Source organism: Streptomyces sp. NPDC057307 (assembly GCF_042667665.1).
GTDB lineage: Bacteria > Actinomycetota > Actinomycetes > Streptomycetales > Streptomycetaceae > Streptomyces.
The window spans coordinates 17,724-29,355 of record NZ_JBHUZM010000099.1; the positions used below are offsets into that span (position 1 = coordinate 17,724).

At 71.7% G+C, this 11,632-nt stretch carries 12 protein-coding genes; 7 read left to right on the forward strand and 5 right to left on the reverse strand.

The window, feature by feature from the left end; translation table 11 throughout:
• Positions 1–292: 292 nt before the first annotated feature.
• The gene (locus ACFUN8_RS27030) at positions 293–574 is read right to left on the reverse strand and encodes a chorismate mutase (protein ID WP_383642710.1); all 282 of its coding nucleotides are present in this window, start codon (positions 572–574) and stop codon (positions 293–295) included.
• 311 nt (positions 575–885) lie between these two features.
• Here ACFUN8_RS27030 and guaA point away from each other — a divergent pair, with 311 nt between their 5' ends.
• The 5 genes from guaA (at position 886) to ACFUN8_RS27055 (ending at position 5,971) form a co-directional block, all read left to right on the forward strand.
• Positions 886–2,466, forward strand: coding sequence for a glutamine-hydrolyzing GMP synthase (gene guaA, locus ACFUN8_RS27035; RefSeq protein WP_383642713.1), 1,581 nt, complete (start codon positions 886–888; stop codon positions 2,464–2,466).
• 114 nt (positions 2,467–2,580) lie between these two features.
• Positions 2,581–3,171 carry a Uma2 family endonuclease gene (locus ACFUN8_RS27040; RefSeq protein WP_383642716.1) on the forward strand — a complete coding sequence of 197 codons (591 nt, stop codon included), beginning with the start codon at positions 2,581–2,583 and terminating at the stop codon, positions 3,169–3,171.
• A gap of 54 nt (positions 3,172–3,225) precedes the next feature.
• On the forward strand, positions 3,226–3,987 hold the full coding sequence (locus ACFUN8_RS27045) for an SAM-dependent methyltransferase (RefSeq protein ID WP_383642719.1): 762 nt from the start codon (positions 3,226–3,228) through the stop codon (positions 3,985–3,987).
• Positions 3,988–4,057: 70 nt separating this feature from the next.
• Positions 4,058–5,323 carry a hypothetical protein gene (locus tag ACFUN8_RS27050; protein WP_383642722.1) on the forward strand — a complete coding sequence of 422 codons (1,266 nt, stop codon included), beginning with the start codon at positions 4,058–4,060 and terminating at the stop codon, positions 5,321–5,323.
• A 129-nt stretch (positions 5,324–5,452) separates the two neighbouring features.
• A complete protein-coding gene (locus tag ACFUN8_RS27055; RefSeq protein WP_383642725.1) occupies positions 5,453–5,971 on the forward strand; it encodes a DoxX family protein in 519 nt (172 codons plus the stop codon).
• Here ACFUN8_RS27055 and ACFUN8_RS27060 read toward each other — a convergent pair.
• Positions 5,878–6,141 (reverse strand): hypothetical protein, encoded by a 264-nt coding sequence (locus ACFUN8_RS27060; RefSeq protein ID WP_383642728.1) that lies wholly within the window; start codon positions 6,139–6,141, stop codon positions 5,878–5,880. The genes ACFUN8_RS27055 and ACFUN8_RS27060 overlap by 94 nt on opposite strands.
• A complete protein-coding gene (locus tag ACFUN8_RS27065) occupies positions 6,128–7,429 on the reverse strand; it encodes a PspC domain-containing protein (RefSeq protein ID WP_383642731.1) in 1,302 nt (433 codons plus the stop codon). The genes ACFUN8_RS27060 and ACFUN8_RS27065 overlap by 14 nt, the downstream gene beginning before the upstream one ends.
• A 167-nt stretch (positions 7,430–7,596) precedes the next feature.
• Between ACFUN8_RS27065 and ACFUN8_RS27070 the strand changes: the two genes are divergently transcribed.
• On the forward strand, positions 7,597–8,988 hold the full coding sequence (locus tag ACFUN8_RS27070) for a PspC domain-containing protein (RefSeq protein WP_383642734.1): 1,392 nt from the start codon (positions 7,597–7,599) through the stop codon (positions 8,986–8,988).
• The gene (locus tag ACFUN8_RS27075; RefSeq protein WP_383642737.1) at positions 8,985–9,707 is read left to right on the forward strand and encodes a LuxR C-terminal-related transcriptional regulator; all 723 of its coding nucleotides are present in this window, start codon (positions 8,985–8,987) and stop codon (positions 9,705–9,707) included. Before ACFUN8_RS27070 ends, ACFUN8_RS27075 begins: the two co-directional genes overlap by 4 nt.
• Positions 9,708–9,713: 6 nt before the next feature.
• Here ACFUN8_RS27075 and ACFUN8_RS27080 read toward each other — a convergent pair whose 3' ends face one another.
• Together ACFUN8_RS27080 and ACFUN8_RS27085 are read right to left on the reverse strand one after the other, a co-directional pair.
• Positions 9,714–10,097, reverse strand: a complete 384-nt coding sequence (locus ACFUN8_RS27080; RefSeq protein ID WP_383642740.1) for a hypothetical protein — start codon at positions 10,095–10,097, stop codon at positions 9,714–9,716.
• Between the two features lie 68 nt (positions 10,098–10,165).
• Positions 10,166–11,224 (reverse strand): NlpC/P60 family protein, encoded by a 1,059-nt coding sequence (locus tag ACFUN8_RS27085; protein ID WP_383642743.1) that lies wholly within the window; start codon positions 11,222–11,224, stop codon positions 10,166–10,168.
• Between the last annotated feature and the right edge of the window lie 408 nt (positions 11,225–11,632).

Here is an 11,632-nt window from a genome sequence, read left to right on the forward strand (position 1 = left end):
TGGACACGGGGGGATCCGTGTCCGTATGCGGTCGGCGCCGGGCGTCCCCGGTGCCGACCGCTCTTTGGGTGACCGGGCATGCTGTCCCCTGCCGACCGGTCACTCGCGCTGAGACGAGGTCCCACGACGTACCAGCGGTACGTCACACGCCCCAGCGAAGCCACGCGTGGTTTGTTCGGGCCCGCCCCTGGCTGGCACGGACATCGGGACCAACGAAGCCCCGGCGGCTCCGGTCACGCGCCGTACGGGTGAGGATGCGCCCGAACCCATGTCCGCACCGAGTCGCCCCCGCTCAGATCCGGCCCCGCGACAGCTCCAGCAGCGTCATCGCGAGCGGGGTGCCCGGCGTGCCGAGCGCGTCCCTGAAGCGGCCCAGGATCTCGTTCTCACGGGCGAGGTTGACCCGGCGTCCGCCGGAGGCGATACGGGCGTCCTGGATGACGGCCGAGACGGCCATCCGTTCCTGTACGAGGCCGATGATCCGGTCGTCCAGCGCGTCGATGCGCTCACGCGCGCCGTCGATCACCGCGGCGGCCTCGTCGGTACGGGCGCCGGTGCGGTCGGTGACGGTCATGAAGGGCTCCTCTTTACGAAGGGGGAGACCCCGAGCGGCGAACATCCGGCCCGGACAACGCAGAACGCCCCGGGCCTTGTCGGCCCGGGGCGCCTGGGAAGTCGCTTGTCAGCTCAAGCGGCACGACCATGGCAGCCGGACGGGCCGGTGCCATAGGTAAAGACGAAGGTCGAGTGCTCGCGCATGGCGGCCAGTATGCCGGAGGGGTCCGGGGGCCCTGTGCGGGGGTTCGGATGCTGAGACGAAAAGCTGTCTTCGCCCCCCGTTAGAATCGGCGTACCGAACCCCTTCACCGCCGGAAGGCCGCGCCCGTGCCAGCAGTACCCCCCGCCGCCCCCGACGCCGTACTCGTCGTCGACTTCGGCGCGCAGTACGCCCAGCTCATCGCCCGCCGCGTCCGGGAGGCCCGGGTCTACAGCGAGATCGTCCCCTCGACGATGCCGGTGGCCGAGATGCTGGCCAAGAACCCCAAGGCGATCATCCTCTCCGGCGGCCCGTCCTCCGTGTACGCGGAGGGCGCCCCGACCGTCGACCGCGCGCTCTTCGAGGCCGGGGTCCCGGTCTTCGGCATGTGCTACGGCTTCCAGCTGATGGCGACGGCGCTCGGCGGGACGGTCGACAACACGGGCTCGCGCGAGTACGGCCGTACCGAACTGCACGTCTCCAAGCCCGGCTCCACCCTCTTCGAGGGCACCCCGGCCGAGCAGCAGGTCTGGATGTCCCACGGCGACGCCTGCTCCGCCGCCCCCGAGGGCTTCACCGTCACCGCCTCCACGGATGTCGTGCCGGTCGCCGCCTTCGAGAACGACGAGAAGAAGCTGTACGGCGTCCAGCACCACCCCGAGGTCATGCACTCCACGCACGGCCAGCAGGTCCTCGAACACTTCCTCTACCGAGGCGCCGGCATCGAGCCGACCTGGACCACCGGCAACGTCATCGAGGAGCAGGTCGCCGCGATCCGCGAACAGGTCGGCTCCAGCCGCGCGATCTGCGGGCTCTCCGGCGGTGTGGACTCGGCCGTCGCCGCCGCCCTCGTACAGAAGGCGATCGGTTCCCAGCTGACCTGCGTGTACGTCGACCACGGTCTGATGCGCAAGGGCGAGACCGAGCAGGTCGAGAAGGACTTCGTCGCCGCGACCGGCGTGCAGCTGAAGGTCGTCGACGCGGCGGAGCGCTTCCTGGCCGCGCTGGCCGGGGTGTCCGACCCCGAGCAGAAGCGGAAGATCATCGGCCGGGAGTTCATCCGGGTCTTCGAGCAGGCCCAGGCGGAGATCATCGCCGAGGCCGAGCCCGGCGAGCCGGTCGAATTCCTCGTCCAGGGCACGCTCTACCCGGACGTGGTCGAGTCCGGCGGCGGCAGCGGCACCGCCAACATCAAGTCGCACCACAACGTGGGCGGACTCCCCGAGGACCTGGAGTTCTCCCTCATCGAGCCGCTGCGCCAGTTGTTCAAGGACGAGGTCCGGATGGTCGGCCAGGAGCTGGGCCTCCCGGACGAGATCGTCCAGCGCCAGCCCTTCCCGGGGCCGGGTCTCGGCATCCGTATCGTCGGCGACATCACGCGTGAGCGCCTGGACCTGCTGCGCGAGGCGGACGCCATCGCCCGCGAGGAGCTGACGGCGGCCGGGCTCGACCGTGACATCTGGCAGTGCCCGGTGGTCCTGCTCGCGGACGTACGGTCCGTGGGCGTCCAGGGCGACGGCCGCACGTACGGCCACCCGATCGTGCTGCGCCCGGTCTCGTCGGAGGACGCGATGACGGCGGACTGGACCCGGATGCCGTACGACGTACTGGCGAAGATCTCCACCCGCATCACCAACGAGGTGGCGGACGTGAACCGCGTGGTCCTGGACGTGACGAGCAAGCCGCCGGGCACGATCGAGTGGGAGTGACCGTTTCTCCCAGGTCAATGCCGGTGCCGTCGCTCATTCGTTTGGGTGGCGGCATTGGCATATGCCCTGGGTAGGCTTGCCGTACGGACCAGAATTCCGTCCATGGGAGGAACCATGACCGCTGAGCCGCTGCACACCACCACTTCGTGGCCGGTGCCGCCGAAGGACGGTTACACCGTGGACGACCTACTGACACTGCCCGGTCTCCCGCCGCACACAGAGCTGATCGACGGGAGCCTGGTTTTTGTGAGTCCGCAGCGAGATTTCCACAGCATCGTGATTGACATGCTGGTGGCCGGACTACGTCGCACGGCTCCACCAGAAGTGCGTGTCCGGCGCGAGATGACCGTCAAGCTCGATGAGCGCAACGCCCCCGAGCCGGACATCTGCGTCGTCCGGACTTCGGAGATCGACCCCGACCAGACCTACTTCGACGTGGCGGATGTCTGCCTCGCCGTCGAGGTGGTCTCGCCGGACTCCGAGTCCCGCGATCGCGACACCAAGCCCCACAAATACGCGCGGGCGGGCATCCAGCACTTCTGGCTGGTGGAGAGGGCGGGGACCGACAAGCATCCGGTCGTTCGGGTCTACGACCTGTCCGAGGACACGCAGTCGTACGCCCTGGTCGGTATCTTCCACGAGCGGCTGAAGCTCTCCGTTCCGTTCGACATCGACATCGACCTCGCCGACGTCGACAACCTGTAGGCCCTCCGCAATTCGCTCGCACCGTGCCGACCCCCTGTGCGAGCGTTTGCGACCATGTCCGAACACGACGAACTCCACGCCATCCTCGCCGCCCCCAACAACCCCCTCCTGACCTGGAACGCCCCCCTCTCCGAAGACCACGCCCGCTCGCTGATCGACGCCTGCGCCCTGCCCGACGGCGGGCAGGTGGTCGATCTCGGCTGTGGCTGGGGCGAGTTGCTGCTGCGGCTGGTCGACGGCGCCCCCGGCAGCACCGGTGACGGCGTGGACAGCGACCCCGTCGCCCTGGCCCGGGGACAGCGGCTCGCCCGCGAGCGTGGGCTGGACAGCAGGGTCACCTTCCACGAGAAGTCCGCCGACGCGTGGACCCGGACCGGCTACGACCTCGCCGTCTCCATCGGGGCCGTGCACGCCTGGCCCGGTACGACCCGTGAGGCGCTGCGCGCCCTGCGGGCGACCGTGAAGCCCGGCGGGCGGGTGCTTTTCGGGGACGCCTACTGGATCGAGAAGCCGACTCCCGCCGCCCTGAAGGGACTTGGCGCCGTCGAGGAGGAATTCGTCGGCTCGCTCGACGACCTGGTCCGGGCCGCCGCCGACGCCGGCTTCGCCCCGCTCCGTACGACCGTCGCCGACCAGCGCGAATGGGACCTCTTCGAGTCCAACAGCCGGGCGGGCTGGGGCGAGCGCTGGGCGCTCGACCACCCCGACCACCCCCTGCACGGGGCGGCCCGCGCCACCGCCGCCAGACACCGCGCCGGCTATCTCGGCGGCTACCGGGGGTACTTCGGCTTCGCGTATCTCGTCCTCGGCGTCTGAGACCCTTCGGATACGGCACAATTCCCAGTCACGGAACGGTAGTTCAGGGGCGGGGAAGGCGGCATTCGGCGTGGCGGTGCAAGTGGCGGGACAAGGCACGCACGGCGGGGGCTGTACCTGCGGGAACTGTCCGCACGGGGCGCACGAGGGACACCGGCGGGCTGTCGCGGCGTTCCTCGCCAAACGGGAGGAGTTCGCGGCCGGTCAGGGTCTGCCCGCCGCGCTCGCGCACTCGCCCGGCGCCTCCAGGCAGTGGGTGTCCGACGAACTCACCCAGTCCGCGCGCGCCGTCGCCGACCGCAGCCGCGAGGCCGGCGACGCCTGGCTGCTGGCCGTCTGGCGGCACACACTGCTCGTCGTGTGGGGGACCGTCGCGGTGTTCGCACTCGCGCTGGCCGGGACCGCGATCGGCGCGGGCTGGAGCGTCGCCCGTACGGCGGGCCTCGTCGCCGCCCTCGCCGTGGCCGGGCTGCTCACCGGCGCGGCCAGGCTGCACCGTACCCGCGGCGGCCTCCTCGCCCCGCTCATCGGCGAGGACAACCGGCTGTCCACCTCCCGCACCGTCGCCTCCGCGTGGGTGCTGCTCCTCGTCTTCGCCGTGCTGGTGCTCGCGCTGCAGCTCGCCGGGGCGTCCGACAACGACGCGCGCGACGAGCTGATCGCGGGGCTCGAACTCGCCCGGGGCGCGGGCATGTTGACCGTGCTGGCCGTGGTGTGCGCGATAGCCGTCGTCGTACGCCGGGTGGTGGGCGTGCGCGTCGCGGACCGGCGGCTGCAGAAGGTACGGGCCGAGCGTCCGCGCCTTGCCGATCTGCTCTGCGACGACGCCGGGCGCGGCAGCTTCGCCGACGTCCAGTACACGCTGGTGACGGCCGTCGCCGTACTCTTCTCCGGCGTACGCCTCGCCCGCCGCCCCGAGCAGCTGCCCGACCTGCCGTGGGCGCTCGCCCTGCTGGTGACCGTCTCGGCCGCGACGTACTTCGCCGGAAAATGGGCGGAGGGCGGCCGTCCGGTGGTGCTGTCCGTCGTCCGGGCCCGGGAGGCCGGGGATCTGGACGCGCCGATCCGCACCGGTGACGACATCGAGATCCGGGGGACGGGCTTCGTGCCGCCGGGCGCGGGCACACCGGACCGGCTGGCCAGGATGGTCGTACGGATCGGGCCCGTCCATATCCATGTACCGCTGGTCCCGGTCCCCGGCGGCTTCCAGAACCCGTCGGACACGGTGCTCACCGTGCCCGTGCCGGTCGACGTGGAGCCGGGGCGCCTCGATGTGCAGGTGGTGACGGCGGCCGGTGTCGAGACCAACAGGGTGCCGATCGACGTCGTGGACTGAGACGTCGTGGACCGGCGCGGGCCGGCGACCGCTGAGCGCATTGTCGGTCCCATCCGTATGCATGCACGAGGCACGCGGGGACAATCGAGCCCTGCGAGCGACGTGGGCGGCGGAAAGGCAGGGTGCGCGATGACGCATGGATATCGGACGGACTCCTACGGGACGATGGGCGGTGAGCGGCACGGCTGGAGGGAACTGGCGACGAAGTACGCCCTCGTACCGCTGAGGATCTTCCTCGGAGTGACCTTCATCTACGCCGGACTCGACAAACTCACCGACAGCGCCTTCATGTCGGCGAACGGGACCGGTTCCGTCGGTGAACTGATGCGGGGCGTACGGGACAGCTCGGCCATACCCGCGCTCGTCGACCTGTCCCTCAAGAGCCCCGAGGGCTTCGGCTACGCCATCGCCATCGGCGAACTGGCCGTCGGACTCGGCACCCTCGTCGGACTCCTGGCGCGGCTCGCCGCGTTCGGCGGCGCGCTGATCTCACTCAGCCTGTGGCTGACGGTGAGCTGGCAGTCGGATCCGTACTACTACGGCAACGACCTCGCCTACCTCATGGCCTGGCTGCCGCTCGTGCTCGCCGGCGCCTCCGTGTTCTCCCTGGACGCGGCCCTCGCCGACAGGCGGCGCCGAATGCGGTAGTCCGCCATCGACACGGCGGAGGCCAGGAAGAGACCGCCGCAGACGATCGGGACGACCACGAACCAGGGGGCGTCCCACCAGCCTCCGGCGTCACCGGCGAACACGGTGGCCGCGCCCATCACGGCCAGGCCGGCCACCAGCTTGCCCGGCTTGAACTCATGCAGCAGCACGGGTCACCTCCACCTGTCCGACACCGACTTCGAGCCGAAGGTCCAGTGTGCCCCCGGGCTTCACACCCTTGGGCGGGGCCACGGTACGCGTCCGTTCCTGCGCCGGTGAGATGTCGATGTCGTTCGGCGGCTCACCGGGCAGCCGGAGGTCGCCGAACCCCGCCTCCGCGTGCACCTTCAACGTCACGTCACGCGGCACGACGACCTTCAGCTTTCCGGCGCCGACCTCCGCCTTCGTACGGAGGGTCTCGCCCGCCGGGACGTCGACACCGGCCAGGTCGAGTGTCCCGACGCCGGTGCCCAGTTCGTACGACGGCGACACCGAGGCGACGGCCGCCGGGCGCCAGGTCGTGCGGACCCAGTCCGTACCGATGTCCTTCGGGATGGCCGCCGACCCCGCGAGGAGTCCGGCGGTGAGGACCGTGAGGAAGATCGTGCCGAAGCCCGTACGTCCCAGGAAGGCGCTCACAGCGAGGCCGAGGCCGAACACGCCGAGCGCGGCGGCGAAGCCGATCTGCAGGCTCGTACCGAGCGGCTGGGCGTCCCACGACAGCCCCAGGCCGAGGCCGCCCGCCAGCATCGCCAGCGTGAAGACACTGCCGCCGATCCCGCGCGGGCCCTGCCGCCGGCAGGACGCCCCGGAGCCCTTCCGCTTTCCGGCCCCGCGACGTGACGCGCCGTCGGCCTCGTCGGCCTCGTCGTCGGGACCCCACAGATAGCCGGGCGTCGGCCCCGTCGTCCCGTCCTTGACGATCGGGTCGCGCCACCACGACGGGCTGCCGGGCGTCGGGGGTGCCTTCGTCTCCGGGGGAGCCTCGGCCACGGCCGCCGCCGTCCCCGGGTCGAGCGGGCCGCCGTCCTGAACGGTGGTGCGTCGCCGGTGCGACCAGACCGCCGCACCGATCGCGGCGATCGACAGCATCGTGGCGAAACCGAGGGTGCCGCTGTTGTTGAGCATCGACAGGAAGAGGCCACAGCCCACGAGCGCGAGCAGTACGGCGATGAGGGAAGAGCCGTCGACACGGCCCGACAGCAGCCGGCGCAGCTCGTTCTCGTCCTCGCCGTCGACCGGGACCAGCAGCCAGGCGAAGCCGTAGAAGATCAGTCCGATGCCGCCGGTCAGTGTGAGCACGACGATGACGATCCGGAAGATGACCGGGTCCAGGTCGCAGTACCGGCCAAGACCGCCGCAGACGCCCGCGACGACCTTCTGGCGCGGCGCGCGCACCAGCTGGGGAGCCGGTGGCGGCGGTGGCTGCGTCGAGGTGTGCGGTACGGACCGAGTCATACGTCCATGGTGACGGCCCGCCCGCCCGGTCTCCACCCGTCCCGACCCTGGCCGGTCCCTGATATTCCGCAGCGGGCGGGCGGGGGGGTGTCAGGGTCGTTCTCGGGGCCGCTCTCAGGGCGCAGCCCTGATGCCAGGGCCCGCCCGGCCGTGTGACCATCGGTGGCATGCCGGTCGCCACGCCCACTCCGCCCCCTTCCTCGTCCTCGTCGTCCTCGTCGTCATCGGCCGCGGGACCGGCTTCGGGTTCGTCGAACGCGGCCCGGAGCCGGAGCCGTACGTCGGGGACGGCACCCGGGGCCGACGAGCAGCCGCTGCGCAAGCTCTACCGCAGCGCGGACGGCAGGCTGCTGGGCGGCGTCGCACGCGGGCTCGCGGGCCATCTGGGGCTGCCGGTCGGCTGGGTGCGGCTGGTCTTCCTCGCCCTGTTCCTGGCGCAGGGGCTGGGCGCGCTGGTGTACGCCATCTTCTGGATCGTCGTCCCGCTCGGCCTCGGCGGTACACCCACCCGGTCCCGGCCGCTGATCGAGACGACCAGCGACGGTCGGCGCCGGCTCCGTAAACCCGACCGGGGACAGACCTTCGCGCTCATCGCGCTGTTCGTCGTCGGGACGATCTTCGTCGCCAGCGCCGACCTCGGCCGCGGCGGCGCGGGGCACTACATCTGGCCGACGCTGCTCATCGGCGCCGGTGTCGTCCTGGTCTGGCGCCAGGCGGACAACGCGCGCCGCGCGCAGTGGGCGTCGCTGTCGACGGACAGCAGGCGCCGCAGGATCTTCCAACTGGCGCGCGGACTGGCCGGGGTCGCCCTCGTCGGCATGGGCCTGACCGTCTTCATGGTCGTACGCGGCTCGGCCGCCCAGCTCGGCAACGTCCTGACGGCGGCCATCGCCGTCGTGGCCGGAGTCGCGCTGCTCGCCGGCCCCTGGCTCGTACGCATGACCCAGGACCTGTCCGACGAGCGCCTGATGCGCATCCGCGCGCAGGAACGCGCCGAGGTCGCCGCGCACGTCCACGACTCCGTCCTGCACACGCTCACGCTGATCCAGCGCAACGCCGACGACGGCGGCGAGGTCCGGCGGCTGGCCCGCGCGCAGGAGCGCGAGCTGCGCGCCTGGCTGTACAAGCCGGAAGGCACCGGCAAGGACGAGGAGAACGAACCCGACACCCTCGCCGAGGCCGTGAAGGCGACCGCCGCCGAGGTGGAGGACTACCACGGCGTGCCGATCGAGGTCGTGGTCGTCGGCGACTGCCCGCTCGACGAGAAACTGACCGCACAGATGCAGGCAGCACGCGAGGCAATGGTCAACGCCGCCAAGTACGGTGGCGAGGGAGGCGCCGTACAGGTCTTCGCGGAGGTCGAGGGCCGGACGGTCTTCCTCTCCGTACGGGACCGCGGCCCCGGGTTCGATCTGGACTCGGTGCCGGACGACCGGATGGGCGTACGGGAATCGATCTTCGGCCGGATGGAACGCAACGGCGGTACGGCGAGGGTGCGTTCGGCGCCCGACGGGGGCACGGAAGTGGAGCTTGAGATGGAGAGGGCGGCGGACGCATGACCGGCACCAGCGGGACGACGGGCACGAGCGGCGACAGCGGCGGGGAAGAGGCCGAGGCCAGGCGGGTGCGTGTGGTGCTGGTCGACGACCACCGCATGTTCCGCACCGGAGTGCAGGCCGAGATCGGGCAGACCGCGACCACGGGCGTGGAGGTCGTCGGCGAGGCCGCCGACGTCGACCAGGCCGTCACGGTCATCATGGCGACCCGCCCCGAGGTCGTCCTGCTCGACGTCCACCTCCCCGGCGGCGGCGGCGTGGAGGTGCTGCGGCGCTGCGCCCCGCTGATGGCGGCGGCGCAGGACCCGGTGCGCTTCCTGGCGCTGTCGGTGTCCGACGCGGCCGAGGACGTCATCGGTGTGATCCGCGGCGGTGCGCGCGGCTATGTCACCAAGACGATCACCGGCACGGACCTGGTGGACTCGATCTTCCGCGTCCAGGACGGCGACGCGGTCTTCTCGCCCCGCCTGGCGGGCTTCGTGCTCGACGCGTTCGCCTCGACGGACGCGCCGCCGGTGGACGAGGACATGGACCGTCTCACGCAGCGCGAGCGCGAGGTGCTGCGGCTGATCGCGCGCGGTTACGCGTACAAGGAGATCGCGAAGCAGCTCTTCATCTCGGTGAAGACGGTCGAGTCCCATGTCTCGGCGGTCCTGCGCAAGCTCCAGCTCTCGAACCGGCACGAGCTGACGCGGTGGGCGACGGCGCGCAGGCTGGTGTGAGCGCGCTCAGTTCGAGCAGAGCCACTCGGTGACGTACTCCCGCCCGTCGTGGTTCATGAGTCCCCGGACGCACTCGCCGCGCGCCGTGTCGAGCGTGCCGGTCAGCGCGGCCGAGCCGTCCTCTGTACGGAGGGTGCCGAACCAGCCGGGGAACGCGGTGATCCGGGTGTCCTTGCGCTGGTAGCCGAGCTGGAGGGCCGTGGGGGTACGGGTGCCGTGGCCGTGGCGTACGTAGCGCGTCGTGAACGCCCCCTTGCCGCCCACCGGGCCCTCGACGCAGAGCCGGCCGCCCGTGAGGTCGCCGCAGCCCTTCGGGGTGACACCGACCGGCGCCAGGACGAGCAGCGCGCCGAGGGTGAGGACGGCCGCGCGGGCCCGTCGGTGGCTCATGGCGTCATCGTGGTGCGGCGGGGGCGGTACGGCACCCGGGCTTGGGCCGGGTGGGCGCCTCACGACCGCTACGCGGGGCGGGTGGCTCCCGCGAACGGCATCTGGTCGATCGGGGCCATCCGCACCCCGGCGCCGGGGCGGGGTGCGTGGATCATCTGCCCACCGCCGACGTAGAGCCCGACGTGTGAGATGCCGGAGTAGAAGAACACCAGGTCGCCCGGGGCGAGCTGGGAGCGGGAGACCCGTCGGCCCGCGTTGATCTGGGTGTACGTGGTGCGCGGGAGGGAGACTCCGGCGGCGCGCCAGGCGGCTTGCGTCAGACCGGAGCAGTCGAACCCGTTCGGCCCGGTGGCGCCCCACACGTACGGCTTGCCGAGCGCCCCGCGCGCGTAGGCGATCGCGGCGGCCGCGCGGGCGTTCGGTGCCGGTACGGCGCCCGTCGCGGCGCGGCCCTGCGCGCGGTCGGCGCGCGGGTCGGCGGACCCGGTGCTCGCCGCGTACCGCGCACGCTCGGCGGCGGTGAGCCTGTCGAGCAGCTTCTGGGCGTCCGCGAGCTTCTTCTTGACGGTCGACTTGTGCTTGGCCAGGTCGGCCTGACGGCTCTTCAGCTCGTCGAGCTTCCCGTCGGCCTTCGTACGTAAGCGGCCGAGTTCGCCGAGCTGTGCGCGCATCCTGTCGACGGCCTGGGCCTGCTGGAAGCCGGCCCGCTCGGCGAGGGCGGCCCCGCGCAGATACTCGTCGGGGTCGGAGCTGAGGGCGAGCTGTACTGCGGGGTCGAGGGTGCCGGCGCGGTACTGGGCGGCGGCGATGGAGCCGAGGGCGTTGCGCGAGACGTTGAGCCGTTCCGTCCGCCGGGCGGCCTCGTCGCGCAGCTTGTCGAGCGAGGCGCTCGCGTCGGCGGCCTTCTCCTTGGCGCCGTTGTACTTCTCGGTGGCGGTCTCCGCCTCGTGGTAGAGCTTGTCGACCTTCGCCTTCACCTGTGCGGTGCTGAGCTGCGGGTCGGCGTGCGCGGGCCCTTCGAGACCGGTGGCCGTCGCGGCGCCCGCGAGGGCGAGCGTGGCCGCCGTGCGGCCGTACGGGCCGCTGAACGGTCGGTGTTTGGATCGGGGTCGGCGGTGTGCTGCCACGAGGGCGTCCACATCCTTCTTCGGTCCGGCTCCGGCGAGGAGTCGCTGCTGCGTACGGACTTTCCGTCGGGGAGGACGCTAGGCGCGGTGGTCACGGAAGCGCGTCGGCATGGCGGCTATTGCCCGGAGCCGGTAGCTCCACGACGGATTCTGGCCGCCGGGCACCCGCCCGCCTCGCCTGTTTCGGACCGGTCTTGATCATTCCGACGACACCGGCACGCGGGAGGGCGAGCGGTGCTACGGAGACGCCGGAACCGGCCCTCATGGCGGGTGCGCCGGTACGAGGACGGGCCGGGCGCACCCGACGGCGTGGGCGCCGCGGAGCCGCTGTCGGTGCTCATCGCGGGGGCGTCTTCGACGGCGGTCGCGTGCTCCGGCTGTCGACCGGGACGGGGGACCGTCCCGGTC

What these genes read in the sequence shown, in the direction of transcription:
- ACFUN8_RS27070 (WP_383642734.1), top strand. Translation starts at nt 7,597, where the DNA reads ATGCCGGTCGCCACGCCCACTCCGCCCCCTTCCTCGTCCTCGTCGTCC.
- ACFUN8_RS27080 (WP_383642740.1), bottom strand. Translation starts at nt 10,097, where the DNA reads ATGAGCCACCGACGGGCCCGCGCGGCCGTCCTCACCCTCGGCGCGCTG.
- ACFUN8_RS27040 (WP_383642716.1), top strand. Translation starts at nt 2,581, where the DNA reads ATGACCGCTGAGCCGCTGCACACCACCACTTCGTGGCCGGTGCCGCCG.
- ACFUN8_RS27065 (WP_383642731.1), bottom strand. Translation starts at nt 7,429, where the DNA reads ATGACTCGGTCCGTACCGCACACCTCGACGCAGCCACCGCCGCCACCG.
- ACFUN8_RS27055 (WP_383642725.1), top strand. Translation starts at nt 5,453, where the DNA reads ATGACGCATGGATATCGGACGGACTCCTACGGGACGATGGGCGGTGAG.
- ACFUN8_RS27075 (WP_383642737.1), top strand. Translation starts at nt 8,985, where the DNA reads ATGACCGGCACCAGCGGGACGACGGGCACGAGCGGCGACAGCGGCGGG.
- ACFUN8_RS27030 (WP_383642710.1), bottom strand. Translation starts at nt 574, where the DNA reads ATGACCGTCACCGACCGCACCGGCGCCCGTACCGACGAGGCCGCCGCG.
- ACFUN8_RS27045 (WP_383642719.1), top strand. Translation starts at nt 3,226, where the DNA reads ATGTCCGAACACGACGAACTCCACGCCATCCTCGCCGCCCCCAACAAC.